Origin of the sequence: Tabrizicola sp. (assembly GCF_022842145.1) — a bacterium.
Classification (GTDB): Bacteria; Pseudomonadota; Alphaproteobacteria; order Rhodobacterales; family Rhodobacteraceae; genus Tabrizicola.
In genome coordinates this window covers 296,781-320,878 of sequence record NZ_JALHQD010000002.1, presented here as the reverse complement: position 1 = coordinate 320,878, position 24,098 = coordinate 296,781, and the positions used below count along the sequence as shown (strand labels likewise).

At 66.2% G+C, this 24,098-nt stretch carries 26 protein-coding genes and 1 pseudogene; 14 read left to right on the top strand and 13 right to left on the bottom strand.

All coding sequences use genetic code 11. The features are described 5' to 3' along the window. Positions 1-50: 50 nt before the first annotated feature. Complete coding sequence (locus Q0C42_RS06670) at positions 51-326, bottom strand: succinate dehydrogenase assembly factor 2 (RefSeq protein ID WP_295073760.1); 276 nt, start codon at positions 324-326, stop codon at positions 51-53. A gap of 86 nt (positions 327-412) precedes the next feature. Between Q0C42_RS06670 and Q0C42_RS06665 the strand changes: the two genes are divergently transcribed. Then, complete coding sequence (locus Q0C42_RS06665) at positions 413-1,615, top strand: pyridoxal phosphate-dependent aminotransferase (protein ID WP_295073756.1); 1,203 nt, start codon at positions 413-415, stop codon at positions 1,613-1,615. An 89-nt stretch (positions 1,616-1,704) separates the two neighbouring features. After that, positions 1,705-2,112 carry a hypothetical protein gene (locus Q0C42_RS06660; protein ID WP_295073753.1) on the top strand — a complete coding sequence of 136 codons (408 nt, stop codon included), beginning with the start codon at positions 1,705-1,707 and terminating at the stop codon, positions 2,110-2,112. Here Q0C42_RS06660 and Q0C42_RS06655 read toward each other — a convergent pair. Next, the gene (locus Q0C42_RS06655) at positions 2,109-2,789 is read right to left on the bottom strand and encodes a VCBS repeat-containing protein (RefSeq protein WP_295073750.1); all 681 of its coding nucleotides are present in this window, start codon (positions 2,787-2,789) and stop codon (positions 2,109-2,111) included. The genes Q0C42_RS06660 and Q0C42_RS06655 overlap by 4 nt on opposite strands. Further along, complete coding sequence (locus tag Q0C42_RS06650; protein ID WP_295073747.1) at positions 2,789-3,112, bottom strand: 2Fe-2S iron-sulfur cluster-binding protein; 324 nt, start codon at positions 3,110-3,112, stop codon at positions 2,789-2,791. Before Q0C42_RS06650 ends, Q0C42_RS06655 begins: the two co-directional genes overlap by 1 nt. A gap of 106 nt (positions 3,113-3,218) precedes the next feature. Here Q0C42_RS06650 and Q0C42_RS06645 point away from each other — a divergent pair, with 106 nt between their 5' ends. Next, positions 3,219-3,620: an OB-fold nucleic acid binding domain-containing protein gene (locus tag Q0C42_RS06645; RefSeq protein WP_295073744.1), complete on the top strand. Its 402-nt coding sequence runs from the start codon at positions 3,219-3,221 to the stop codon at positions 3,618-3,620. A 106-nt stretch (positions 3,621-3,726) separates the two neighbouring features. Here Q0C42_RS06645 and Q0C42_RS06640 read toward each other — a convergent pair whose 3' ends face one another. From Q0C42_RS06640 to Q0C42_RS06610, 7 genes are all read right to left on the bottom strand, one after another. Next, complete coding sequence (locus tag Q0C42_RS06640) at positions 3,727-5,121, bottom strand: Do family serine endopeptidase (RefSeq protein ID WP_295074328.1); 1,395 nt, start codon at positions 5,119-5,121, stop codon at positions 3,727-3,729. A gap of 202 nt (positions 5,122-5,323) precedes the next feature. Further along, positions 5,324-5,509, bottom strand: coding sequence for a DUF2065 domain-containing protein (locus Q0C42_RS06635; protein WP_295073741.1), 186 nt, complete (start codon positions 5,507-5,509; stop codon positions 5,324-5,326). Beyond that, the gene (hflC, locus tag Q0C42_RS06630; RefSeq protein ID WP_295074327.1) at positions 5,506-6,495 is read right to left on the bottom strand and encodes a protease modulator HflC; all 990 of its coding nucleotides are present in this window, start codon (positions 6,493-6,495) and stop codon (positions 5,506-5,508) included. Before hflC ends, Q0C42_RS06635 begins: the two co-directional genes overlap by 4 nt. After that, the gene (hflK, locus tag Q0C42_RS06625) at positions 6,492-7,676 is read right to left on the bottom strand and encodes an FtsH protease activity modulator HflK (RefSeq protein ID WP_295073738.1); all 1,185 of its coding nucleotides are present in this window, start codon (positions 7,674-7,676) and stop codon (positions 6,492-6,494) included. The genes hflC and hflK overlap by 4 nt, the downstream gene beginning before the upstream one ends. Positions 7,677-7,753: 77 nt before the next feature. Beyond that, positions 7,754-9,112, bottom strand: a complete 1,359-nt coding sequence (gene gor, locus Q0C42_RS06620; protein WP_295073735.1) for a glutathione-disulfide reductase — start codon at positions 9,110-9,112, stop codon at positions 7,754-7,756. A 99-nt stretch (positions 9,113-9,211) separates the two neighbouring features. Next, the gene (gene rpiA / locus Q0C42_RS06615) at positions 9,212-9,997 is read right to left on the bottom strand and encodes a ribose-5-phosphate isomerase RpiA (protein ID WP_295073732.1); all 786 of its coding nucleotides are present in this window, start codon (positions 9,995-9,997) and stop codon (positions 9,212-9,214) included. A gap of 81 nt (positions 9,998-10,078) precedes the next feature. Beyond that, positions 10,079-10,612 carry a hypothetical protein gene (locus Q0C42_RS06610; protein ID WP_295073729.1) on the bottom strand — a complete coding sequence of 178 codons (534 nt, stop codon included), beginning with the start codon at positions 10,610-10,612 and terminating at the stop codon, positions 10,079-10,081. Positions 10,613-10,807: 195 nt separating this feature from the next. Here Q0C42_RS06610 and Q0C42_RS06605 point away from each other — a divergent pair, with 195 nt between their 5' ends. The 5 genes from Q0C42_RS06605 to Q0C42_RS06585 all read left to right on the top strand — a co-directional run bounded on the left by Q0C42_RS06605 (position 10,808) and on the right by Q0C42_RS06585 (position 15,313). Beyond that, a complete protein-coding gene (locus Q0C42_RS06605; RefSeq protein ID WP_295073726.1) occupies positions 10,808-11,488 on the top strand; it encodes a glutathione S-transferase N-terminal domain-containing protein in 681 nt (226 codons plus the stop codon). Then, positions 11,485-12,153, top strand: coding sequence for a glutathione S-transferase family protein (locus Q0C42_RS06600; protein ID WP_295073723.1), 669 nt, complete (start codon positions 11,485-11,487; stop codon positions 12,151-12,153). Before Q0C42_RS06605 ends, Q0C42_RS06600 begins: the two co-directional genes overlap by 4 nt. Next, a complete protein-coding gene (locus Q0C42_RS06595) occupies positions 12,150-12,815 on the top strand; it encodes a glutathione S-transferase family protein (protein ID WP_295073720.1) in 666 nt (221 codons plus the stop codon). The genes Q0C42_RS06600 and Q0C42_RS06595 overlap by 4 nt, the downstream gene beginning before the upstream one ends. Continuing rightward, positions 12,815-14,194, top strand: coding sequence for an L-serine ammonia-lyase (locus Q0C42_RS06590; protein ID WP_295073717.1), 1,380 nt, complete (start codon positions 12,815-12,817; stop codon positions 14,192-14,194). The genes Q0C42_RS06595 and Q0C42_RS06590 overlap by 1 nt, the downstream gene beginning before the upstream one ends. Before the next feature lie 183 nt (positions 14,195-14,377). After that, entirely contained in the window at positions 14,378-15,313 is a 936-nt protein-coding gene (locus tag Q0C42_RS06585; protein ID WP_295073714.1) for a DMT family transporter, read from the top strand. Here Q0C42_RS06585 and Q0C42_RS06580 read toward each other — a convergent pair. After that, positions 15,288-15,956 carry a thiamine diphosphokinase gene (locus tag Q0C42_RS06580; RefSeq protein WP_295073709.1) on the bottom strand — a complete coding sequence of 223 codons (669 nt, stop codon included), beginning with the start codon at positions 15,954-15,956 and terminating at the stop codon, positions 15,288-15,290. The two genes, Q0C42_RS06585 and Q0C42_RS06580, sit on opposite strands and share 26 nt — an antisense overlap. A gap of 137 nt (positions 15,957-16,093) precedes the next feature. Between Q0C42_RS06580 and Q0C42_RS06575 the strand changes: the two genes are divergently transcribed. Beyond that, positions 16,094-18,436 (top strand): hypothetical protein, encoded by a 2,343-nt coding sequence (locus Q0C42_RS06575; RefSeq protein ID WP_295073706.1) that lies wholly within the window; start codon positions 16,094-16,096, stop codon positions 18,434-18,436. 24 nt (positions 18,437-18,460) lie between these two features. Here Q0C42_RS06575 and Q0C42_RS06570 read toward each other — a convergent pair whose 3' ends face one another. Further along, on the bottom strand, positions 18,461-18,706 hold the full coding sequence (locus tag Q0C42_RS06570) for a DUF2842 domain-containing protein (RefSeq protein WP_295073703.1): 246 nt from the start codon (positions 18,704-18,706) through the stop codon (positions 18,461-18,463). A 40-nt stretch (positions 18,707-18,746) separates the two neighbouring features. After that, positions 18,747-20,039 (bottom strand): adenylosuccinate synthase, encoded by a 1,293-nt coding sequence (locus Q0C42_RS06565; RefSeq protein ID WP_295073701.1) that lies wholly within the window; start codon positions 20,037-20,039, stop codon positions 18,747-18,749. A gap of 123 nt (positions 20,040-20,162) precedes the next feature. On the opposite strand from Q0C42_RS06565, the pseudogene Q0C42_RS06560 reads away from it, so the two are divergent. From Q0C42_RS06560 to Q0C42_RS06540, 5 genes and pseudogenes are all read left to right on the top strand, one after another. Next, positions 20,163-20,546: pseudogene (locus tag Q0C42_RS06560) on the top strand (ArsC/Spx/MgsR family protein); the annotation flags it as partial. 208 nt (positions 20,547-20,754) lie between these two features. Then, on the top strand, positions 20,755-21,153 hold the full coding sequence (locus Q0C42_RS06555) for a DUF6524 family protein (protein ID WP_367115719.1): 399 nt from the start codon (positions 20,755-20,757) through the stop codon (positions 21,151-21,153). Continuing rightward, positions 21,146-21,532 carry a VOC family protein gene (locus Q0C42_RS06550; protein WP_295073698.1) on the top strand — a complete coding sequence of 129 codons (387 nt, stop codon included), beginning with the start codon at positions 21,146-21,148 and terminating at the stop codon, positions 21,530-21,532. The genes Q0C42_RS06555 and Q0C42_RS06550 overlap by 8 nt, the downstream gene beginning before the upstream one ends. A gap of 198 nt (positions 21,533-21,730) precedes the next feature. Continuing rightward, positions 21,731-22,135, top strand: coding sequence for a preprotein translocase subunit SecG (gene secG, locus Q0C42_RS06545; RefSeq protein WP_295073696.1), 405 nt, complete (start codon positions 21,731-21,733; stop codon positions 22,133-22,135). Positions 22,136-22,285: 150 nt separating this feature from the next. Next, positions 22,286-23,929, top strand: coding sequence for a CTP synthase (locus Q0C42_RS06540; protein WP_295073693.1), 1,644 nt, complete (start codon positions 22,286-22,288; stop codon positions 23,927-23,929). Positions 23,930-24,098: the final 169 nt, after the last annotated feature.

Below are 24,098 nucleotides of genomic sequence, written 5' to 3'. Positions count from 1 at the left end.
CAGAATCAGCACAAACCGCAAACATTCCGTAAACTTGCGGCGAACTTCGGCTAATTTCTCGGCGTCAGCCGGTTTTCCGCGAAGACGGTGATCCGCGCCAGCAGGCCGGTCAAGGCGGCAGGTGGTGCCGACTGACCCAGGATCCAGGCCATCAGGTCCTGGTCGTTCTCTTCCAGCAGCACGTCATAGGTCTGCAGGTCAGCCTCGGACAGCCCCGCCAGATGCGCATCGGCGAAGGGACCCAGCACCAGGTCCATCTCCTTGGTGCCGCGCCGCCAGGACCGCATCGCCATCCGCTTCAGGCGCGCTTCAGCCGTCTCGCCCATTGGACCACCGTTCCTGCTTGAACCCCATCGGGGCGGACCCTAAGACAGGCAAGCCCGAAACTCCACCCTCCCCGAAAGGTGCAAAGATGGCTTTCCTCTCCGACACGCTGGCCCGCGTGAAGCCATCCCCCACCATTGCGGTGACGACGAAGGCGCAACAGCTGAAATCCGAGGGCAAGGACGTCATCGGCCTTGGCGCGGGCGAGCCGGATTTCGACACGCCGGAAAACATCTGCGACGCCGCCAAGCGTGCGATCGACAACGGCAAGACGCGCTATACGGCGGTGGACGGCATCCCCGAGCTGAAGGCGGCGATCTGCTCCAAGTTCCTGCGCGAGAACGGGCTGACCTATACACCAAGCCAGATCAGCGTCGGCACTGGCGGCAAGCAGATCCTCTACAACGCGCTGATGGCGACCCTGAACCCCGGCGACGAGGTCATCATTCCCGCCCCCTACTGGGTCAGCTACCCCGACATGGTCCTGCTGGCAGGCGGCACCCCCGTTCCGGTGGTGGCCGGGATCGAGACCGCGTTCAAGCTGACGCCCGAACAGCTGGAAGCCGCGATCACGCCGAAGACCAAATGGTTCATCTTCAACTCGCCGTCGAACCCCACCGGCGCGGGCTACACGCGGGCCGAGCTGAAGGCGCTGTGCGATGTCCTGATGCGGCATCCCCATGTCTGGGTGATGTCGGATGACATGTACGAACACCTGGTTTTCGACGACTTCGAATTCTGCACCCCGGCCGAGATCGAACCCGGGCTTTATGACCGCACGCTGACCTGCAACGGCGTCTCCAAGGCCTATGCGATGACCGGCTGGCGGATCGGCTATGCTGGCGGTCCTGTGGCGCTGATCAAGGCGATGGGCACGATCCAGTCGCAGTCGACCTCGAACCCCTGTTCCGTCAGCCAGCATGCCGCGTTGGAGGCGCTGTCCGGCCCGCAGGACTTCCTGGCCGACTGGCGCAAGGTCTTCCAGGGCCGCCGCGATCTGGTGGTGGGGATGCTGAACCAGGCCAAGGGGATCCGCTGCCCGAAGCCCGAAGGCGCGTTCTACGTCTATCCCGACATCTCGGGCTGCATCGGCAAGGCCACGCTAGCAGGCACTGTGATTTCCAGCGACGAGGTCTTTGCGACCGCCCTGCTGGAGGAGACCGGCGTGGCCGTGGTCTTTGGCGCGGCTTTCGGGGTGTCGCCGAACTTCCGGGTCAGCTATGCCACCTCGGACGAGGTGCTGCACGAGGCCTGCGCCCGGATCCAGCGCTTCTGCGCCTCGCTCGTCTAAGGCGGGGCGGCTTACCGGGTTGACGAGTGGCGCTCGCTCCGCAAGGAATGGCGGAGCGGACTGTTCCGCAAAGATTGGATTAGGCAGGCATGGGCGCAGACCTTCCCGACTATTATTTCCGGGTGCGCGAGAACGGGGCGGCCGTGTTCCGCATCGGGACCGAAAACCGTCAGCGCCGGATCGAAATGGTCGAGATCGCTGCGGTCAACGTCAAGAACGGTAACATCAAGCCGCATGGCGAGGTCGAACTGACCACTGCGGACCGGGCGGCAATCGAGGAATGGCTGGCGGCGCGTCAGGCCCAGCTGGCCGCGCGCGAGGTCGATGACATCCTGCGCACCGTCGATCACCTGAACCTGACGACGCAATGGGCGCAGTCGCGTGCGACGGATGCGCAGCTGGAAGCGGTGACGGACTCGCTTCTCTTGGCGATGCACGACCTGCGGACCATGCTGGTCAAGCGCAAGGCCGACAGGCTGGGCAAGGCCGAAGGCTAACAGGGCGGGATCGTCAGACCCGCGGGCGGCAGCGGGCCGATGTCCGTTACCACGCCCGACCGGACCAGCATCAGACGCGTCCAGTCTGCCGAGGCGAGGACAAGTTCCGGCCCCTGCCCACAGTCGCGCAAGCCGCCCGAGATCACTTCATCGCCGATCCGGTGGTTGGTGAGGTCCGGCAGACGCAGGGTTTCGACCAGCCGGTCTCCGTCAAGGCGGACGAAGACCAGTTCCTTGCGCAGATGCGGGCGGTCGACATAGGCGATCTCGATGCGGCCGTCGCCGTCGAAATCGGCGACCCCGGCGGGGGCCAGCCAGCGATGGCGCTGGCCGATGAACGGGGTTGCGGCGATCTTGCCTTGGGGCCCGTAAAGCGCAAGCGAAGCCCCTTGGGCGAGATCGGTTTCCACGACGATGACCTCCGGTGCTCCGTCGCCGGTCACGTCGGCAAGGCGGGCTTCGACGTCCTCGAAAACGCGGTTCTCCGGCAGGGTGATGGTGACAGTCTGGTCACCGACGACCAGACGAAGTCCGCCCCATTCCAGCGCATCGCCCAGAACGGCGTGGTCATAGCGCCCGGTCGGATCGACAAGGTCGGCCTGCAGGATCGGGGAATCACGCGTACCTTCGGCCGCTGCGGCCCCGGTCATCACGACCAGGGCCAGAGCCAGCCGCATCAGATCTGCTTTTCCGGCATCTGCACGCGCAGACCGTCCAGCGCGTCCGAAACCTTGAGCTGGCAGGTCAGGCGCGACCGGGCCGGATCGGGATGCCAGGCGAAGTCCAGCATGTCAGCTTCCATGTTGTCCTTCTTCGGCAGCTTGTCGACCCAGGCCGGGTCCACGTAGACGTGGCAGGTCGAACAGGCGCAGGCGCCGCCGCAATCGGCCTCGATCCCCGGGATGCCGTTGTCGCGCGCGCCTTCCATCACGGTGAGGCCATTCGCCACCTCAACCACATGTTCCTTGCCGTTGTGTTCGACGTAAGTGATCTTCGCCATTCTGAAACTCTCCCGGGATCGTCAGACGTGACATAGGCCAGTCCGGCGTGATTTGCCAGAGGGGCGCGGGCTTGCCTTGCGGCCCCAATGTTCTAGTATTGTTCTCATGACTCTGGTGATTTCCCCTGCCCCGCGCGGCGGTTCCTGGCCGCGCCCCCCCCGCGCCTTGCCGGCCGGACGGCTGGGCGAGCCTCCCGCTGGGGCGCGGGTGACGGTAGCGGGGCTGGTGCTGGTCCGGCAAAGGCCGGGGACAGCAAAGGGGGTGATCTTCGTCACGCTGGAGGATGAGACGGGGACGGCCAATGTGGTCGTCTGGGCCAATGTCTACGAACGCTTCCGCCGGGCGGTGATCGCGGGGCGGCTCTTGCGGGTGACGGGGAAGCTGCAGCGCGAGGCTGGGGTGGTGCATGTGGTGGCCGAACTGATCGAGGATCTGTCGCCGATGCTGGACCGCCTGCTGGACCCGGGGTTCCGCTTCGACGGGGTTCGGGCAGGGGATCAGCCGTAGGGCCTTGGGACCCAAATTCCTTAAGCAAGGAATTTGTCAAATTTCTTCCGTAAGAAATTTGGCGGCGAGAGACCCCGCCGCCTTTCAAGCCCTTGGTCCGCCGGGCTTACTCGATCGACAGCGCCACAAAGCGCGGGTCGCCGCCACGCCGAACCAGAAGCAGGATTGACTTGCGGCCCGCATCCTTGGCTTCCTTGACGCGGTCTTCCAGGTCCTGCAGGCGGACGACCTTCTGCTGGCCGGCCTCGGTGATCAGGTCACCTTCAGCCAGCCCCTTGGTGAAGGCTTCCGATGCCTGGTCGACCGCCGTCACAAGCAGACCCTCCGCGGCAGCCTCAAGCCCCAACCGCTCCCGCATTTCGTCATCCAGAGGCGCCAGCGTCAAACCAAGCGTCTCCAACTCCTTCGGCGCTTCGGGCGCGGGGGCGGAAGCCGGCATCGTCGCGGCCTCGGCCTCTTCGCGACGGCCAAGGGTGACGGCCAGCGTCTCGGTCTTGCCGTCACGAAGCACGATGACCGGGACCGCCTCGCCGATGGGCGCATCAGCCACGCGGCGAGTCAGGTCGCCGGCATCGCCCACTTCCTCGTCGGCAAAGCGGGTGATCACGTCACCGGACTGGATGCCCGCAGCTTTGGCCGGGCCTTCCGGCACGTCGGTGACCAAGGCCCCCTTGGCGTCGGCCAGCCCCATCGATTCCGCGATTTCGGGCGTCATGTCCTGGATGCGGACCCCAAGCCAGCCCCGCCGCGTTTCGCCGAACTCTTTCAGCTGTTCGACGACCTTGGTCACGACGTTCGCCGACATCGAGAAGCCGATGCCGATCGACCCGCCGTTGGGCGACAGGATCGCGGTGTTCACGCCGATCACCTGGCCGTCCATGTTGAACAACGGCCCGCCCGAGTTGCCACGGTTGATCGCCGCGTCGGTCTGAATGAAGTCGTCATAGGTCCCCGACAACTCGCGCCCCCGGGCCGAAACGATGCCCGCACTGACCGAGAAGCCCTGTCCCAGCGGGTTGCCCATCGCCATGACCCAGTCACCCACCCGCATCAGGTCCGAGTTTCCGAAGGTCACGAACGGGAGCGGCTTGTCGCTTTCCACCTTGAGCAGCGCGATGTCGGTCTTCGGGTCGGTCCCGACCAGCTTGGCCTTCAGCCTTTCGCCCGAGAAGAACTCGATCTCGATCTCGTCGGCACCCTCGATCACGTGGTTGTTGGTGACGATGAAGCCGTCCTCGCTGATCACGAAGCCCGAACCCAGCGCCTCGGAACGCTGCGGGCCGCCGGGGCCGGGGCCACCGAAATCATCGAAGAAATCCTCGAACGGGCTGCCTTCCGGCACCATCGGCATCCCGTCTGCCGGTGCTGCGATCATCGCCGACGTGGTGATGTTCACGACCGAGGGGCTGATCTTGTCGGCCAGTTCGGCAAAGCTTTCCGGCGCGCCGAAGGCCTGCGCCTCCTGGAGCGGCGCCACGGAAAGGCCGAAGCCCAGGACCAACGCGAGAATTGTGCTGGACCGCAGGGCATTGCGGATGGAAGGGGTGAGGTCGGGCACGATGCGAACTCCTGTTCAATCGGTTGGGGCGGCGGCACATCCCGGTCGGACCCTGCCGCGTCGATGCTGAAGAAACAGTTAGGGGACGCAGAAGACAATGCAAACCCGGTCGCGGCGCATCAAGGTGATGTGAAGGAATATGTCATCACACCCGCGCCACCCAGACCAGCGCCACCCCGACAGCAAGGGCGCCAAGTCCGATCATCCGGCGCTGGTCAAGGCCAAGGCTGGCCAGAAGCCGAAGCGCATCCTCGATACGCCGAGGGGCCAGTGCAAGCACTAGCCCCTCGATCGCAAGAACAAGTCCCAAGGCCAGGACGACCTGGCTCACGGGTTGGCCGGGGCCGCTTCCGCCGGAGCTTCTTCGGCCGCAGGTTCCGCTGGCGCAGGTTCAGCCGGAGCCGCTTCGGCTGGAGCTGGAGTCGTCGGCCCCACCGAGGCCCCGCTCGCACGTCCGGCATCCGACCGCAGATAGTCGAAGAACTCGCTGTCCGGCTGCATCACGATGGACGAGTTGCTGCCCTGAAGGCTGACCTCGTAGGCCGTCAGTGACCGGGTGAAGGCAAAGAACTCCGGGTCCTGACCATAGGCTTCGGCCAAGATGCGGTTCCGTTCGGCATCGGCCTCGCCGCGGATCACGTCGGCTTGGCGCCGGGCGTCCGAGGTCAGTTCCACCACCGTCCGGTCCGCGGACGCACGCACGCGCTGCGCGGCTTCGCCACCCCGGGCCCGTTCGTCTGCCGCTTCGCGGTCGCGTTCGGAACGCATCCGGGCGAAGGTTGCTTCAAGGTTCTGCTCGGGCAGGTCAGTCCGGGTCAGGCGCACGTCGATCACGTCGATGCCCAGGGCCGCACCCTCGCGCTTGGCGATGGTCAGGATCTGGTTCATCAGCCCGGCACGGTCCTGGCTCAGCACCTGTTCCTGCGTGGAGTTACCCAGGACTTCCGGGATCGCCTGGCTCAGGATGTTATTCAAAAGTTGCTGGGCGCGGTCTTCACCGGCCGTTCCGACGGACTGGCGGAATTCCACCAGGTTGACGATGCGCCAGCGGGCGAAGGCGTCCACCACCAGGCGGCGGTCGGACAGAAGTGTGACTTCGATCGGCTGGGTCTGCAGGCCGAGGATCCGGTCCTCGTACTGCACGACGTCCTGCACCAGCGGAATCTTGAAGCCCAGACCCGGGTCTTCCTTGACCTGGACGACCTGACCGAACTGCAGAACCAGCGCGCGCTTGCGTTCGTCCACGATGAAGACCGAGGACAGGACCAGCACCAGCAAGACCACGAAGGCCGGAATGATGTACATCGCACGCATCAGTTGGTCCCCCCAGCCGTACCCGAGCCCGTACCGGCACCCTGGGTGGGCGTCATCCGCCCAAGCTCGTTCAGCGGCAGGAAGGGCACGACGCCCTGCCCCGCTTCACCGCCCGAGACGCCGTCGAGGATCACCTTGTTCATGCCCCCCATCACCCGTTCCATCGTTTCGATGTAAAGCCGCCGCCGGGTCACCTCGGGCGCCTTCACGTATTCGTTGTAGATCGACAGGAACCGCGCTGATTCACCCTGCGCGCTGTTCACCGCCTGGGCGCGGTAGCCCTCGGCGGCTTCCATCAGACGTGCCGCCTCGCCTCGGGCACCGGCGGTGACCTGGTTGGCATAGGCGTCGGCCTCTTTCTCAAGCCGGTCGCGTTCCTGCTGGGCGGCCTGCACGGCGCGGAAGGCGTCGATCACCTCACGCGGCGGCTGTGCGGTCTGCAGGTTGACCCGGATCACGGTGATCCCGGCGTTGTAGCTGTCCAGCGTCGTCTGCACCGCTGTCCGCAGGTCCGAGGCGATCACGCCACGGTCACGGTTCAGGATGGGCGAAAGTTCCGACCGCGCGATGATGTCCCGCATCGCGCTGGAGCTTACCGCGCGGATCGTGTCCTCGGGGTCGACCAGGTTGAACAGGTACTTCTCGGGGTCCGAGATGTTCCAGACCACCTGGAAGCCGATGTCGACGATGTTCTGGTCGCGCGTCAGCATCAGCCCGCTATCGCTGCTGCCAGCCACCGTGCCGATGTCCGTGGTGCGTTCGCCGGTGACCTGGACCTTTTCGTAGCTGACGACGGGCCAGGGCGCGAAGTTCAGGCCGGGATCGCCGATGCCCGAGCTTTCGCCCAGGAAAAGCTCGACCGAGCGTTCTTCCGGCCGCACGGTGTAGAAGGACATGAAGGACCAGACGCCGATCAGCGCAAGCACGCCAAGACCGACGCTTTGCTTGGTGAAGACCGGGCCGCCCTGCCCGCCGCCGGGGCCACCCGTGCCACGATTGCCGCGCCCGCCCATCAGGACGCGCAGCTGTTCCTGGCCGCGTTTCATCAGTTGATCGATCTCGGGGATCTGGGGACCAGGCTCGCCACGGCGACCGCCGCGGCGGTCCTCGTCGTCGTTATCGCCCCTGTTGCCGTCTCCTCCCGAGCCGCCACCGCCGCCCCAGGGACCGCCACTTCCTGCCATTTAAGAAAACCCCTTGTTCTTACCTTTGCCCTAAGCTGGTCATATCCAGCCGGAAATCAACCCGTCCACGCCAGAAGTCAGGCAGTTCTGACCGGTTTTCGCATCGTGACCAGCTCTTCGGCCATGGTGGGATGGACGGCGCAGGTGCGGTCAAAATCCTCTTTTGTGGCCCCCATGCCGATCGCGATGGCTGCAAGCTGGATCATTTCGCCCGCCTCGGGTGCGACGATGTGGCAGCCAAGAACCTTCCGCGTGGCCTGGCTGACGATCAGTTTCATCAGCACTCGGTCCTGTTTGCCCGCGAAGATCGTGCGCATCGGGCGGAAGGCGGTGGAGTAGACCTCGATCGGTTCCTGCTCCCGCGCGGCTTCCTCCGACAGGCCGACGCTGCCCATCTCGGGCTGGGTGAAGATGGCCGAGGCAACAAGTGTGTGGTCGAAGGTGGTGGGTTTCGCACCGAAGACGGTGTCGGCGAAGGCGTGCCCCTCGCGGATAGCCACGGGGGTCAGGTTGATGCGGCCGGTGACATCGCCCACCGCGAAGACGGACGGCACCGCGGTCTGGCTGTAGGCGTCGACCGGAACCTCGCCGCCCCGGCCAAGTGTCAGGCCCAGCGCCTCCAGCCCCAGCCCGGCAGTGTTCGGGCGGCGTCCGGTGGCGTAAAGCACCAGATCAAACTCGCGCTCGGTCCCGTCGGTGGCGACGGCGCGGATGCCCGTCCCGGTCTGCTCCAGCCGCATCACGTCGGTGCCGCAGTGGATGTCGATGCCCTGCGCCCGCATGGCGTTGGCCACATGTCCCCGCGCCTCGTCGTCAAAGCCGCGCAGGATCTGCGCACCGCGGTAGTACTGGCTGACTTCGACGCCCAGGCCCTTCAGGATGCAGGCAAATTCGCTGGCGATATAGCCGCCGCCCACGACCAGCGCCCGCTTCGGCAGCACCGGCAGATGGAACATCTCGTTCGAGGTGATGGCAAACTCCCGCCCCGGAATGTCCGGCACGAAAGGCCAGCCGCCCGTCGCGACAAGGATATGCTTCGTCGTGAACTCGGCCCCCGAGGCCAGACGGACCCGGTGCGCATCCACGATCACCGCGCGCGCGTCGTGGATGGTGACGCCCGCGTTCTTCAAGGTGTTGCGGTAGGCGCCTTCCAGCCGGTCCAGCTCGGTCTCCAGCCGGGTGCGGAAGTGGGTCCAGTCAAAGCCGCCCACAGTGACATCCCAGCCATATTCCCGCGCCTCTGCGATGGCTTCGGGGTAGGCCGACGCGAAGACCATCAGCTTTTTCGGCACGCAGCCCCGGATGACGCAGGTGCCGCCCATCCGGCTTTCCTCGGCCAGACCGACCCCGGCCCCATATTCGCCCGACGCGATCCGCGCCGCGCGCACCCCGCCCGAGCCACCACCGATGACGAAGAGATCGTAGTCGAAAGCCATGTGAAGCCCCTCCGCCATTGCCGTGCGACAGAGCTATTCCGTCCGGCCGCCGTGCGAAAGTCCCCCAGCCGCGCTTTTGCGTGACCGGGCGGTCAGCGGTTAGTCAAGATCGGCAAAGATGTTGCGGCTTTCGGTGACATCGACCGACCCGGTTTCCACCTTGCCCGAGTTGATGTCGCGCACCGTCACCCGTCCGTCGCCGTGGCCGATCACCACCACGTCGCAAATGTCGATGAACAGCCCGTTTTCCACCACGCCCGGGATCTGGTTCAGCACCAGCGCCAACTGCCGCGGGTTGCCGATCCGCTTGAGGCTGAGGTCCAGGATGTAATGCCCCTCGTCGGTGATAAGCGGGGCCTCCTTCACCAGCCGCAGCGCGACCTCGCGGCTCATCACGTCCAGGCTGAACAAGGTCTCTTCGATCAGCGCCTTCGTGGTCTGCCAGCCGAAGGGGATCACCTCGACCGGAAGGGGATAGGCCCCAAGCTGGGCCACCTCTTTCGCGGCATCGGCAATCACGATCATCCGGTCGCTGGCGGTCGCCACGATCTTTTCCTGCAAAAGCGCCGCACCGCCGCCCTTGATCAGGTTCAGGTTCGCGTCGAACTCGTCCGCGCCGTCGATGGTCAGGTCAAGCCACCTGACCTCGTCGATCCCGACCACCTTCAGCCCGACGCCCTGCGCCAGGTCCGCCGTCCGGGCCGATGTCGCGACACAGGTCACCTGCAGCCCCTCGTCCCGCACGCGTTCGGCCAGGCAACGCACCATCCAGGCCGCTGTCGAGCCGGTGCCAAGGCCCAGCTTCATCCCGTCCTCGACGAAATCCACCGACCGGCGCGCGGCGACGAACTTGGCCTGGTCGATCGGTGAAAGCGCAGCAACCATGACAGTCCCCCTGTGTTTCACCCGGAATACCGCAATCCCCGACGAAGGGCGAGAGGGTTGAATGGCGACAGACCGTTGCGATTAGCCCGCCTTTTCCAGCCCCGCCACGGCCTGCGCGACCTCGGCCCCGGTCAGGGCGCCGTTGCCATCGGAATCCAGCGTCATCAGCGCCCGCAGAAAGCCCGCCTCGTCCTCGCCAAGCCCGCGCAGGCCCGCAATGCGGCCCTGTTCTGCCAGTTCGGCCGCATCCGCCCGGCCGTTGCCATCCGCGTCCGCCGCCCGGAACTGCCGTTCCAGCCGGCCCCGCGCATTCGCGTTCGCGGCACGCTGGCTTGTCTGCAGCTCGGCCCGGTCCACCGTGCCGTCGGCATCAAGGTCCATCGCGAAGAACCGCCGCAGGGTAGCCGCCCGGGCACCGGCACGTTCCAGCGCGATATGCTCTTCGATCCCGGCCAGCGTCAGTCCCTCGGGCCCGCCGAAACCTGCGATCAGATCGGTCACCTGACCCGCGAACCTGTCGGGGTCCTTGCGCATGGTCTTGTCCAGCGCGGTTTCCTCTGCCATCGCCGCCAGGGGCCACATCACAAGCCCCGCGATCACCAATGCTTTCGTCACAGCGGTCCTCCCTCGTCACCGGTCGCGCGGAAGTCTGGCCGGGAAATGGTTGACGGATGGTTAACCCTAGAATTCACCGGGCCTTGACCGCCGCATGACCTTGGCCGCATTTCCTCCGCCTTAGGTCGACAAGGGGTCGCTTTTCGGCCTGCGGCGACGCTAGACTTGGGCAAGGCTCACGCCAGAGGACCGACGATGTACACGCTGCACTATGCCCCGGACAATGCGTCGCTTATCGTCCGGCTGGTGCTGGACGGGGCAGGGTTTCCCTATCGGACCGCGCTGGTCGACCGCAGGGCGCGCCAACAGGACGGCCCGGCCTACCGGGCGTTGAACCCGACCGGGCTGATCCCGACGCTGGAGACTCCCCAAGGCCCGATCTCGGAGACGGGGGCGATCCTTCTGTGGCTGGCCGACACTCACCAGCTTGGCCCCTCCCCCGCAGATCCCGACCGGCCCGTTTTTCTGAAGTGGCTCTTCTTCCTGTCGAACACCGCCCATGCCGAGTTGCGGCAGATCTTCTATCCCCACCAGTATGTGCCTGCCGACGCCCACCGCGCGCATCTGGAAATCATGTCGACCCGGATGAAACGTCACTTCGACCTGCTCGACGCCGCGGCTGAGCAGCATCCCAAGCTTTTTGCCGCCGGTCGACCGCTGGGCGTCTACACCATCGTCCTGACCCGCTGGGCCGCGCTTTACCCCGTGACCGGTCCGCGCTGGTTCAACCTTGCCGATTTCCCGACGCTGGCGGCGCTGGCCCGCGCGCAGGAGGCCCGGGTCGAAACCCGCGTCATCGCCCGGGCCGAGGGGCTGGGCGCCAACCCCTTCACCCGCCCCGAACAGCCCAACCCACCGGAAGGCAGTGTGCTGTGACGCTGACGCTGTACCATTGCCCGGACTGGGCCTCGCAGATCATCCGGCTGGCTCTCGAAGAACTGGCGCTACCTTACGAGGTGCACCCAATGGACTGGGAAGCCGGGGATTTCGACGCACCCGGCTTTCGTGCGGTCAATCCGCTGGGCCTGATCCCGGCGCTGGAAACGCCCGAAGGTCCGATGTTCGAGACGGCGGCAATCCTGCTGTGGCTGAACGCGCGGCACGGGGGCCTGGGTCCGCAACTGCACGAGGCCGAGGCGACGGCCTACCTGTCCTGGCTGCTTTTCGTGGCGAACACGCTTCATCCGACCGTGATGACCATGATCCATCCAGACCGGACCGCTGGCGAGACGGCGGCCGGAGAAGCGGGCCGCCTTGCGCTGGAACGGGTGATGACGCAGGCCGCATTCCTCGAAACCCTGATCACCACGCGCCAGCCGGTCTGGCTGACACCCGAGCAACCGGCGCTGGGGCATTACCTCGGCATGCTGTTCCGCTGGGCGATCTGCCTGCCCGAAGACCCCGACCTGCGCTTCAGCCTGGCCCCTTTCCCCGCGCTGACGGCGGTTCTGGCCGCGCATGAGGCGACGCCCGCCGCCCGAAGCCTTGCCGCGGCAGACGGCCTTGGTGCGCACCCCTACACCGCACCCGAGGCCGCATGACCCTGATCCTGCACCACGCGCCCGACTTCGCCTCGACCATCATCCGCTTCGCGCTGGAAGAGCTGGAACTGCCCCATACCCTCGCCATCGTCGACATCGACGGCGGCGCGCTTGGCAGTCCGGAATACCGCCGGGTGAACCCGATCGGGCTGATCCCGGCGCTCGAGACCGACCACGGGCCGATGTTCGAAACCGCCGCCATCCTGCTGTGGCTGGTGGACCGGACCGGGCGGCTTGGTCCGGGTCCGACCGACCCCGACCGCGGCGCCTTCCTGTCCTGGCTTTTCTTCACCTCGAACGCGCTGCATCAGGCGGCCCTGGCGATGTTCTACCCGCACCGCCCCGCAGGCGAAGCGAACTCCACCGCCGCCCAGGCCGCCGCGCAAGAGCAGATCATAGCACGGCTTGGACTGGTGGAGCAGCTGATCGCCACCCAGTCGCCCCGCTGGCTGTCCCCCGACCATCCCGGCGTGCTGGGCTACTACATCGGCGTCCTGGTCCGCTGGCTGATCCTTTTGCCACCCGCCCCCTATGGCGTTGACCTCGACGCGTTCCCACATCTGAAATCTGTCCTTGCCGCGCACCAGTCGCGCCCCGCCGCCCAGCGCGTCGCGGCGTCCGACGGGCTCGGCCCCACCCCTTTCACCAATCCAGGTCCCTGATGTTCCTTTCTGTCTTCGACATGTTCAAGGTCGGCATCGGCCCATCGTCCTCGCATACGATGGGCCCGATGGTCGCCGCCGCGCGCTTCCTTGACGCGCTGCGCGCCTCGCCCTTCCATTTCCACGGGCTCAGGGCCTCGCTGCACGGCTCGCTTGCCTTCACCGGCGTGGGTCATGCCACCGACCGGGCGACGATCCTTGGCCTTGCCGGTTACGAACCTGCCACCTACGACGCCGAAAAGGCCGAGGCGACGCTGGCAAAGATCAGGGAAACCCGCGTGATCGAGGCCCCGGGCATCGGCGCCCTGACCTTCGATCCGGGTGCCGATCTCCTCTTTGACTACGGCCCCGCGCTGCCCGGCCACGCCAACGGGATGATCCTGAAAGCCACCGACGCCCAGGGCGACGTGATCCTGACCGAGACCTACTATTCCATCGGCGGCGGCTTCGTGCTGACCGGGGCCGAGATGGCCGAGGCCGGTGGCGCCAAATCCAGGGCGCGCGCCGATGTGCCCTACCCGTTTGAAACCGCTGCCGAAATGCTGGAGATGGCGCAGAAGTCCGGGCTGACCATCGCCCAGATGAAACGCACCAACGAGCTGAAGTTCCGCTCTGCCGCCGATCTTGACGCCGGGATCAACCGGATCTGGCAGGTGATGAACGACTGCATCTCGCGCGGCATGTTGGGCGAGGGCATCCTGCCCGGCGGCCTCAAGGTGCGCAGGCGGGCCAAGGGCATCCACGATGCGCTCATGGCCGAACGCGGGCTGAACATGACGCCCCCCCATACCATCAACGACTGGATGTCGCTCTACGCGATGGCGGTGAACGAGGAGAACGCCGCGGGCGGCCAGGTCGTCACCGCGCCCACCAACGGTGCCGCAGGTGTCGTGCCCGCGGTCCTGCGCTACTACCTCGACCACGTGCCGGGCGCCTCGACCACCAGGATCGGCGACTTCCTCCTGACCGCCGCCGCCATCGGCGGGCTCTGCAAGCACAACGCCAGCATCTCGGGCGCGGAATGCGGCTGCCAGGCCGAGGTCGGCTCTGCCGCCGCAATGGCCGCCGCAGGTTTGGCCGCGGTCCTGGGCGGGACGCCCGAACAGGTGGAGAACGCCGCCGAGATCGCGCTGGAACACCACCTCGGCATGACCTGCGATCCGGTCAAGGGTCTGGTGCAGGTGCCCTGCATCGAACGGAACGGCCTTGGCGCCATCAAGGCGGTCTCCGCGGCCTCCCTCTCCTTGCGCGGCGACGGGCAGCACCTCGTCAGCCTCGACGTCTGCATCGAGACGATGCGCCAGACCGGCCGCGACATGCACGAGAAATACAAGGAAACCAGCCTCGGCGGCCTGGCGGTCAACGTCCCGAACTGCTGACCAGCCTTTCACATTTGCCCAAATATCCCCGCCGGAGGCTCGCCCGAGCCCTTTGCGCGTCCTTCACGCGCAAAGGGCGAGACAAAAGACCTGCGCGCGAGCGCTCCTTTTGAAAACCGCCCCACCCCGGGCAATGTCGCTTTCAGGCAGGCAGCGGAACCCGCCACCCGCTACCCAAGACCCATGACCCGCGATACCACCCTCCAGGGCGTCATCCTGATGCTCGCCTTCTGCGTGATCGCGCCCTTGCTGGACGTCGGCGCCAAGCTTGCCGCCGAAGCGGGCGTTCCCGTGGGCCAGATCACCACCGCCCGTTTCGTGGTACAGGCCGCGCTGATGCTGCCGGTCATGCTCCTGATGCGTCTGCCGCTCACGCTGGACGGCAAGGCGCTTGGCTACACCACGCTGCGGGCGCTCTTGCTGCTTGTCTCCACCTATGCCTTCGTCTCTGGCATCCAGGTGATGCCGATCGCCGATGCGCTGGCCATCGTCTTCGTCGAACCCTTCATCCTGCTGATCCTCGGCAGTTTCATCTTCGGCGACCAGGTCGGCCCCCGCCGCATCGCCGCCTGTGTCGTCGGCTTTTGCGGCGCGCTGCTGGTGATCCAGCCCTCGCTGGCCGCCTTCGGGCTGGTGGCGCTCTGGCCCTTGGCCACCGCCGTCCTCTTCGCGCTTTACATGCTGGTCACGCGGTCGATCTCCAGCTGGATGCACCCGGTCACCATGCAGTTCCACACCTCCTGGACCGGGCTTCTTCTCTGCCTGCCGGTGATGGTCCTGGCCGATGGCTCGGGCATCCCGTCGCTCGACCCGATCTGGCCCCAGGGCTGGAATTGGCTCTGGCTCTTCATGGTCGGATTCTGGGCGGCGGTCAGCCACATGTGCATGACCTACGCGCTGAAGTTCGCGCCCTCGGCGACGCTGGCGCCGCTCCACTACTTCGAGATCGTGACCGCCGTGATCCTGGGCTACCTGATCTTCGACGATTTCCCCAACGCGATGACCTGGGCCGGGATCGCCGTCATCGTATCGTCGGGCCTCTACATCATCCACCGCGAGCGTCTGGCCGCCCGTGCCAAACGCAGGGCACCCGTCACGGTGCTTCCCGAAGCGCTCTGATCGCCGCGTCCAGCCTCCGGCGCGGCAGGATCACCAGCATCCCCCGCCGGTCAAAGCTCAGCACCACCCGCCGCTCCACCACCCGGTTCGACGTGCCGATCATCCCGTCAGGCGCAAACGTGATTCCCTCGATGGGCCATTCCAGCCCCGCGCTCCGCCCCGTCACCCGGGACATCGGAAAGAGGGACAGGGGCTCTCCCGGTTGCAGGGTCAGTTCCAGATTCGCCGGGGCCGCGAAAGCCACGTCCTGCGGGCCGATCAGGATGCAGCGCCGCTCGGACCGGGCGATCAGGGTGGAAAAAGCCGCAAGCCCGTGGTCCAGCCGCGCGCCGGCAAAGCCCAAAGCCAGCACCAAAGGCGCCTCGATCGACCGCAGCGCCTTGTCAAAGTCGGTGGTCACCTGTTCGGTGACAAGATGTTGACGTTCCACGGGAATCTGGGACCTTGCCAGGGCCGAGATCGAATCCATGTCGCCGATCACCGCCTCGGGGACCACCCCCAGCCGCAATAGCCGGTCGGCCCCGCTGTCGGCTGCCACGGCCACCGGCGCGCGGGCCAGTGCAAGCTTCAGGTCCCGGCCCGTAAACGGACCCCCACCGGCCAGTGTTACACCGTGGGTTGACTGGACAATTGGCGAATTCATGTAAGACTGTATCCAATTAAGGCAGGATTCCGGGGGTCCGGCCACAATCAATCCATCAAATTACCCCTGTATGTCCATGCATTAGGACTGTCTCGGCGTAGTATGTGTTAACGAGCAAGGCGAAAGGCTGTCCGACAATGACCAGTGAAAGCAAGATCCTGACCGTTTCATACGGGACCTTCAGCTGCACGCTGGAGGGGTTCGACAATCCTTTCGACACGATGAAGGCGATTGCCGAATACTTCCGCGACCTTGCCGCGCAGGACCGCCACTTCGGTGCCGAGCCGCCGCCGCCGGACGCCGCCATGCTGCACCGGCTGGCCGAGCGTGAGGTGTCGCGCCTGGCCACCGGCAGGCGGGACGATGCCGCGCGCTTCACCTCCGCCGATCCGGCCGAGGGTCCGGCCCCGCGCATCCAGATCAATCCGGTACTGCGCCGCGCTGCCCCGACGGCCGAGCCCGAGCTGCCGAAGACCGAAACTCCGCTGGTCGCGGAACCGTCGCTGACCGACGTTATCCCGGACGGCGTCGCGGCAAAGCTTGCCCGCATCCGCCGCGCCGTGAACCCCTCGGTCCCGCTGGCCGAAGCACCTTTTGCTGCCGATCCCGAGCTGTCCGCCCCCGTCGCGGACTTGGTCGCGGACTTGGCCCCAGACTTGGTCGAAGCCGAGTTCCAGGCTCTGGCAGATGACGCGACCGACGAGGTCGATGCCCATTCCGCGCTGGCCACCGACGATCCCGGCAACGACGCCGGCGATGTCGCCGCGCGCCTTGGCGAGCTGATTTCATCCCACCCGCGCGACGCGGGGCTGGATGTCGCGGCTGCGGACCCGACCGCAGAGGCGGAAGATCTGGCTGCCGAAGATCTGTCGGACGATCTCGCCCCGACCTGGTCCAGCGACCTGACCGAGGCCAACGCCACGCATGCCGAGGCTGCCTTCATCGACGTCGACGCCGAGACGGAAGCGGCTCCGGTCACGGTCCTGACGGCTGACGACGCGCCGGCTGACGACATCTGGACCGACGAGCTGCCGGTTCCGGTCGAAAGCGACGACGCACTCGTATCGGCAGCCGCCGACGCAGAGATCGGGACAGAGGCTGCCGCCCTGTCGATCACGGATGACCTCGACGATGCCGTGGCATTCGTCGACCACCCTGCCGAAACCGACTTCACCGACGAGGACGTGGCGCTTCTGGCGCAGCTCGATGGAACCGTCTTCGACGAAACCAGCCTGGGTGCGGCGCTTGATGACACCCTGCCGGAAGACCGCCCGATGGCGATCGACCTGGCGGAAGCCGCCCTGCAGGACCCGCCTCCCGAGGCTGTCGATGCTTTCGCCTCGGAAGAAACCCTGCCCGAAGACCTGTACGCCGACACCGCCTTTGCCGCGGTCCCCGCAGCCGAAGCGCCCAGGGTCGAGGCCGAGGTCGAGGTCGACACCGGAAAATCCGGGGCACGCACGCGTCGGGTCAACTCGCGCATCGTTCGCATCCATCCCAGCGAGGATGCCCGTGACGCCAGCGCCACCCGGGTTCTCGACACCGGCGAAGAGGCCAGCGAAGTCGCGCGGCTCATGCAGCAGACCGACGAAGTCATGGCCGACGCGGAAAACCGCCGTCGTCATGAGGCCCTGTCGCGCCTGAAAGCCGCCGTCGCGGCAACCGAGGCGGATCGTGCCGACATCGACTACGAGGCACCGAAGGCCGAAGCCAACCTCAATCCCTACCGGGACGACCTGGCCGAGGCGATCCTTCCCGTCCGCGAGCCCGAGCCTGCTCCGGCTGCCGAAGTCAAACCGCGCCGGAAGTCCGTGACGATCCGTCCCGCCGAACCGCGCCCCGGAACGATCCGCCCCGGCATGATCAGCCCGCCGCCGCTGGTTCTGGTCTCCGAACAGCGCATCGACCGCCTGGCCCCAGCCGCCTCGGCCGCTCCCGCCCCTGCTCCAGCACCGGCTCCGGCCCCGGCACCCCAGATGTCGCCGTCCGCTCCGGGGATCGGCACGTCGGAAGGGCAACCAATGGTCGCGATGCGCACCGGTCGTCTGTCCGGTGCCATCGGAGCCGGGGCCGCCGTCGCCGCCTCAAACCTGCCGGCCCGCAACCTGGTCCTGGAAAAGCCCTCTTACGGCACTGCCGCCGAGACCGAGGAAGACGATGACCTGGGCGAGGACTCGCGCGAAATCAACGAGGCCGGTCTTGCCTCCTTCGCCGAGATGGTCGGCGCGCGCTCGATGGCCGAGATGCTGGAAGCCGCTGCCGCCTACGCCACCTGCGTCGAAAACCGCAGCCACTTCACCCGTCCGCAACTGATGCGGCGGATGATGGCCTCGGCCGGCGGCAAGTCGGTCAGCCGCGAGGATGGGTTGCGCAGCTTTGGCACGCTTCTTCGGACCGGCCGGATCGAGAAGGTCACCCGCGGCCACTACAGCCTGGCCGAAAACTCGCCCTACCTGGCCGAGGCGCGCCGCCTGAACTGAATTAACCAAGTAATTTGAGAAAGATCAGACGGATGGGTCCTGCCCGTCCGTCTTATTCGCATCGGGATCAGCCTGACCGATCCCCCGGAACACGAAGCGGAACGGCAGTATCCAAAGGAAGCCCAGGGCCACATAGACCGCCAGTTCCACCAGCACCGATGGCCGTTCGAACAGGTCGACCACATTGACCGCCGCCACCACGTAAAGCGGCATCCCGACAAGCAGGATCACCAGCGCCCAGCGCCTGCGGGCCTTGTAGCTGAGAGCCATCGTCCATCCTTTCCAGCGCCCCCCGAAAGGAGCCTTGCGGTCAGTCCGCGAAGGGGTCGGTCACCAGGATCGTGTCGTCCCGTTCGGGAGAGGTGGAGAGTAGAGCGACCGGGCACTGGATCAACTCCTCGATCCGCCGCACATACTTGATCGCCGCACCGGGAAGCTCTGCCCAGCTGCGCGCACCGGCGGTGGTCTCGGACCAGCCTTCCAGCTCTTCGTAGATCGGCGTGCAACGCGCCTGTTCATCCGCCGCGATCGGCAAATAGTCCATCCGCTTGCCGCCCAGGTCATAGGCCACGCAGATCTTCAGCGTCTTGAACCCGTCCAGCACATCCAGTTTGGTCAGCGCGATCCCCGACACGCCCGAAGTGGCGCAGGTCTGCCGCACCAGCACCGCATCGAACCAGCCGCAGCGCCGCTTGCGCCCGGTGACGGTGCCGAATTCATGCCCGCGCTCGCCCAGCCGCTCGCCGTCCGCATCAAACAGCTCCGCCGGGAACGGGCCTTCACCCACGCGGGTCGTGTAGGCCTTGACGATCCCCAGCACGAAGTCGATGGCCGTCGGCCCCACCCCGGTCCCGGTCGCCGCCTGCCCCGCGATGGTGTTCGACGAGGTGACGTAAGGGTAGGTCCCATAGTCGATGTCCAGGAGCGACCCCTGCGCGCCTTCGAAGAGGATGCGCTTGCCCGCCCGCCGTGCCTCGTTCAGCACCTTCCAGACCGGACCGGCATAGGGCCTGATCTTCGGTGCGATCTCTAGCAAGCTCGCCTTCAGAGCCGCCGCATCCACCGGGTCCAGCCCCAGCCCCGACCGCAGCGCGTTGTGGTGCGTCAGAAGCCGGCCGATCCGCGTGTCCAGCGTCGCCGCATCGAAGAGGTCCGCCACCCGGATTGCCCGGCGACCGACCTTGTCCTCATAGGCCGGGCCGATCCCGCGCCCCGTGGTGCCGATCTTTGCCACCGTGGTCTGGGCCTCGCGGCCGCGGTCCAGCTCGCCGTGGATCGGCAGGATCAGGCTGGCATTCTCGGCCAGCATCAGGTTCTCGGGGGAAATCGCCACCCCCTGCCCGCGCAGCTTCTCGATCTCGGCCACCAGGTGCCAGGGGTCCACCACGACGCCGTTGCCGATGACGGAAAGCTTGCCGCCGCGCACGATGCCCGAGGGCAAGAGCGACAGCTTGTAGACCGTGTTGCCGATCACCAGCGTATGGCCCGCGTTGTGCCCGCCCTGGAACCGCGCGATCACATCGGCGCGTTCGGAGAGCCAGTCAACCAGCTTGCCCTTGCCCTCATCGCCCCACTGGGCACCCACCACGACGACGTTGGCCATTCATTCCCCCGAGTCACGTGTCAAACCACGCGGGGTATAGCCACGCCTCGCCGCCGGGGAAACCCTGCAAATGCGCGGGTGGCTGAGATGGACCTGTTATGGACCCGCCTTCGGAACCCTCCCATGGATACGAAGATCCACCACAGAACCGCCTGCGCCACCTCGCGCAGTACACTGGCCTGATCCGCGCCGCCGGGATCGAGCCATCGTTGATCCACTATCTGAAAACCCCACCGTCCCGCCCGCGATCCGCGCGCTGGCCTAGGCGACGGGACAGCGCCTGCGCGCTGATCCGTGAAAAGGGCAGGCACTGTGCAGAACTCGGCCGTGCCGACCCCACCTGACCGACGCCCAGCTTCTGGATACAATCGGGGCGCACTCGATCCTGCTGAACCGGCCCAGCGTGATCACGCCGAAAGGCTCCCGCCTCTGCCGCCCTCCGAGGAGGTGCTGGACCTTCTGCCCCCGGTGACCGGCTGCTTCACCAAGGAAGACGGCAAGGTCTTGGACCTTTCATTGCCACATCGAACCGTTGGGGCGCTTGCAGGCGCTCTGGTCTGGGCTCGCTCTTCGCGCCTCGTGCGGCTCCAGCCCGACGGCGCGACCAATCCGCGGCTAACACCGAAGCGGTGAAACCGGGTAGTCCACACTGCCCCTTGGCCTTCCAATCGCTTCAAGGCTAGCATGGCGGCAACCACAACGTCCAAAGGGCACCATGATGGGCATCCTCCTGCGCTGGCTTGGCGCCTTCCTGCTGCTCTCGGCGATCTTCAACCCGACGCCGTGGAACTTCGCCACCTGGGCGCAGGACAACTGGGCCGACCAGATGCCGCTGACGGTGTTTCTCGGGCTGATCCTCGGCGTCATCGCGATGGTCTATCTTGTCGCCACCATGCGCTCGATCGGCATCCTCGGGGCCATCGTCATCGCCGCGATCTTCGGCGCCGGTCTCTGGGTGCTGACCGACTGGGGCCTCCTCGGCCTCGACAACTCGGCGCTGAACACCTGGCTGGCGATCCTCGTGCTGTCGCTGATCCTTGGCATCGGCATGTCCTGGTCGATCCTGCGCCAGCGTCTCTCGGGACAGCAGACCACGGACGAGGTCAATGGCTGATACTTTCCTCTACCTGACCCTCGGCACCAATGATCTCGCCCGCGCCGCGCGCTTCTACGACGCGGCGCTCGCGCCCCTTGGCCTCGTCCGCCGCGCCACCGAGGCGACCGAGATCGGCTACGGCCTGCCCGACGACCACCGCACGCGGCTCTGGATCACCCTGCCGTTCGACGAAAAGCCCGCCACCACCGGCAACGGCTCGATGCCCGCGCTGGTTGCCCCCAGCCAGCAGGCCGTGCGCGACTTCCACGCCGCCGCCATCGCCCAGGGCGGCAGCGACGAGGGCGCCCCCGGCCTGCGTCCCTACGGCCCCGCCTTCTTCGCCGCCTATGTCCGCGACCCCGACGGCAACAAGCTTTCCGCCGTGCACGAAAGCTGATCCCCGCTTTCACATTTGCCCAAATATCCCCGCCGGAGGCTCCGAAGCGTCCCGCAAGCGCCCCGGCGCACCCTCCAGCCGCGGCAGCGCCGTCCGCGGGGCTCGATGCCCCAAGGAAGGCTCCCCCGTTCCGGGACGAGACCCTTGCGCCCCGTGCCCCTTCCGCCTAGATAGGCGCGTCAGCGTTCAGGAAGTCCCATGGAAAACGTCATCCTCACCATCCACCTGATCCTCGCGCTCCTCCTGATCGGCGTCGTGCTCATGCAGCGCTCCGAAGGCGGCGGGCTTGGCATTGGCGGGGGCGGCGGCGGCACGATGTCGGCCCGCGGCGCGGCCACGGCGCTGACCAAGCTGACCTGGCTGTTCGCGATCGGCTTCATCATCACCTCGATCACGCTGACCATCCTTGCGACCCGTGGTGGCGAAGGCGGCTCCGTGGTCGACAGCGCCGCCAGCGACACGGCGACCGAAGCTCCGGCGACCGATGCGCCCGCCACCGGCGGCGGCCTTGCGGGAACCGACCTCACGCTGCCCGGCACGGCTACCGACGCCCCCGCAACTCCGCCCCGCGCGGATGAGCCGGCGCCGGCCACCAATCCCTGATCCACAACAGATTGCTTTTATCCATCGAAGCGCCCGCATGATCTAGCGTTCGGGCGTTGCTAACCCTTGCGGTAGTCGCTATACCTCGACTCCCGTGGTGCCGCGATTCCACCCTGCCCGAATCGCGCAAGTAAACACGGGAGTCCCGCCTTGGCGCGTTACATTTTCATCACCGGCGGCGTGGTTTCCTCCCTCGGCAAGGGCCTTGCCTCGGCCGCTCTGGGCGCGCTTCTGCAGGCCCGCGGCTACACGGTCCGCCTGCGCAAGCTTGACCCCTACCTGAACGTCGACCCCGGCACGATGTCGCCTTTCGAGCATGGTGAGGTTTTCGTCACCGACGACGGGGCCGAGACCGACCTCGACCTCGGCCACTACGAACGCTTCACCGGCGTCCATGCGCGGACCACCGACAGCATCTCCTCCGGCCGGATCTATTCCAACGTGCTGGAAAAGGAACGCCGTGGCGACTACCTCGGCAAGACCATCCAGGTGATCCCCCACGTCACCAACGAGATCAAGGACTTCCTCCGCATCGGCGACGCCGAGGTCGACTTCATGCTCTGCGAGATCGGCGGCACCGTCGGCGACATCGAGGGCCTGCCCTTCTTCGAAGCCATCCGCCAGTTCATCCACGAACGCCCGCGTGGGCAGTCCATCCTGATGCACCTGACGCTGCTTCCCTACCTCGCGGCCTCGGGCGAGTTGAAGACCAAACCCACCCAGCACTCCGTCAAGGAACTCCAGTCGATCGGCCTTGCCCCCGACGTCCTCGTCTGCCGGTCAGAACACCCGATCCCGGACCGTGAGCGGGAAAAGATCGCCCTCTTCTGCAACGTCCGCAAAGAGCACGTCATCCCGGCCTATGACCTGAAGACGATCTACCAGGCGCCCTTGGCCTACCACCACGCAGGCCTCGATCAGGCGGTCCTCGACGCCTTCGGCATCACGCCTGCGCCGAAGCCCAACCTCGCCCGCTGGGAAGACGTCATGGACCGCATGACGCACCCCGAAGGCGAAGTCCGCGTCGCCATCGTCGGCAAGTACACCCAGCTGGAAGATGCCTACAAATCCATCGCCGAGGCGCTGACCCACGGCGGCATGGCGAACCGGACGAAAGTCCGCGCCGAATGGATCGACGCCGAGATCTTCGAACGCGAAGACCCCGCGCCCTACCTTGAAAACTTCCACGCCATCCTCGTCCCCGGTGGCTTTGGCGAACGTGGCACCGAAGGCAAGATCCGCGCCGCGACCTTCGCCCGCGAAAAGAAGATCCCCTACCTTGGCATCTGCCTCGGCATGCAGATGGCCGTGATTGAAGCCAGCCGCAACCTTGTCGGTCTCAAGGATGCCGGGTCCGAGGAGTTCGACCACGAAGCCGGTGAAAAGCGCTTCACGCCCGTCGTCTACCACCTCAAGGAATGGGTCCAGGGCAACCACACCGTCACCCGCAAATCGACCGACGCCAAGGGCGGCACGATGCGCCTCGGGGCCTATACCGCGAACCTGAAGGAAGGCTCCGCCGTGGCCCGGATCTACGGCTCCAACGTGATCGAGGAACGCCACCGCCACCGCTACGAGGTCGACATCCAGTACCGCGACCAGCTGGAAAAATGCGGCCTGATCTTCTCCGGCATGTCCCCCGACGGCAAGCTGCCCGAGATCGTCGAGGTCAAGGACCACCCCTGGTTCATCGGCGTCCAGTTCCACCCCGAGCTGAAATCGAAACCCTTCGCCCCGCACCCGCTGTTCGCCGATTTTGTGCGGGCGGCGGTAGAGGTGAGTAGGTTGGTTTGATCCAATGGTGAGAGGCCAACATGGAGCCAGAAGGCAACTTGAAGAATAAGCTTCTTATCAATGAGACGTTGCCCGATCAATTCCTATACGATCTTGGTGCCTACCTTCAAACTTGCGCGCATATTGAGCTCACGGCATGCGACTTCATTTGTGCAATTGAAGGCTTTCG

What these genes read in the sequence shown, in the direction of transcription:
- Q0C42_RS06670 (WP_295073760.1), bottom strand. Translation starts at nt 326, where the DNA reads ATGGGCGAGACGGCTGAAGCGCGCCTGAAGCGGATGGCGATGCGGTCC.
- Q0C42_RS06665 (WP_295073756.1), top strand. Translation starts at nt 413, where the DNA reads ATGGCTTTCCTCTCCGACACGCTGGCCCGCGTGAAGCCATCCCCCACC.
- Q0C42_RS06660 (WP_295073753.1), top strand. Translation starts at nt 1,705, where the DNA reads ATGGGCGCAGACCTTCCCGACTATTATTTCCGGGTGCGCGAGAACGGG.
- Q0C42_RS06655 (WP_295073750.1), bottom strand. Translation starts at nt 2,789, where the DNA reads ATGCGGCTGGCTCTGGCCCTGGTCGTGATGACCGGGGCCGCAGCGGCC.
- Q0C42_RS06650 (WP_295073747.1), bottom strand. Translation starts at nt 3,112, where the DNA reads ATGGCGAAGATCACTTACGTCGAACACAACGGCAAGGAACATGTGGTT.
- Q0C42_RS06645 (WP_295073744.1), top strand. Translation starts at nt 3,219, where the DNA reads ATGACTCTGGTGATTTCCCCTGCCCCGCGCGGCGGTTCCTGGCCGCGC.
- hflK (WP_295073738.1), bottom strand. Translation starts at nt 7,676, where the DNA reads ATGGCAGGAAGTGGCGGTCCCTGGGGCGGCGGTGGCGGCTCGGGAGGA.
- gor (WP_295073735.1), bottom strand. Translation starts at nt 9,112, where the DNA reads ATGGCTTTCGACTACGATCTCTTCGTCATCGGTGGTGGCTCGGGCGGG.
- rpiA (WP_295073732.1), bottom strand. Translation starts at nt 9,997, where the DNA reads ATGGTTGCTGCGCTTTCACCGATCGACCAGGCCAAGTTCGTCGCCGCG.
- Q0C42_RS06605 (WP_295073726.1), top strand. Translation starts at nt 10,808, where the DNA reads ATGTACACGCTGCACTATGCCCCGGACAATGCGTCGCTTATCGTCCGG.
- Q0C42_RS06595 (WP_295073720.1), top strand. Translation starts at nt 12,150, where the DNA reads ATGACCCTGATCCTGCACCACGCGCCCGACTTCGCCTCGACCATCATC.
- Q0C42_RS06590 (WP_295073717.1), top strand. Translation starts at nt 12,815, where the DNA reads ATGTTCCTTTCTGTCTTCGACATGTTCAAGGTCGGCATCGGCCCATCG.
- Q0C42_RS06585 (WP_295073714.1), top strand. Translation starts at nt 14,378, where the DNA reads ATGACCCGCGATACCACCCTCCAGGGCGTCATCCTGATGCTCGCCTTC.
- Q0C42_RS06580 (WP_295073709.1), bottom strand. Translation starts at nt 15,956, where the DNA reads ATGAATTCGCCAATTGTCCAGTCAACCCACGGTGTAACACTGGCCGGT.
- Q0C42_RS06575 (WP_295073706.1), top strand. Translation starts at nt 16,094, where the DNA reads ATGACCAGTGAAAGCAAGATCCTGACCGTTTCATACGGGACCTTCAGC.
- Q0C42_RS06570 (WP_295073703.1), bottom strand. Translation starts at nt 18,706, where the DNA reads ATGGCTCTCAGCTACAAGGCCCGCAGGCGCTGGGCGCTGGTGATCCTG.
- Q0C42_RS06565 (WP_295073701.1), bottom strand. Translation starts at nt 20,039, where the DNA reads ATGGCCAACGTCGTCGTGGTGGGTGCCCAGTGGGGCGATGAGGGCAAG.
- Q0C42_RS06555 (WP_367115719.1), top strand. Translation starts at nt 20,755, where the DNA reads ATGATGGGCATCCTCCTGCGCTGGCTTGGCGCCTTCCTGCTGCTCTCG.
- Q0C42_RS06550 (WP_295073698.1), top strand. Translation starts at nt 21,146, where the DNA reads ATGGCTGATACTTTCCTCTACCTGACCCTCGGCACCAATGATCTCGCC.
- secG (WP_295073696.1), top strand. Translation starts at nt 21,731, where the DNA reads ATGGAAAACGTCATCCTCACCATCCACCTGATCCTCGCGCTCCTCCTG.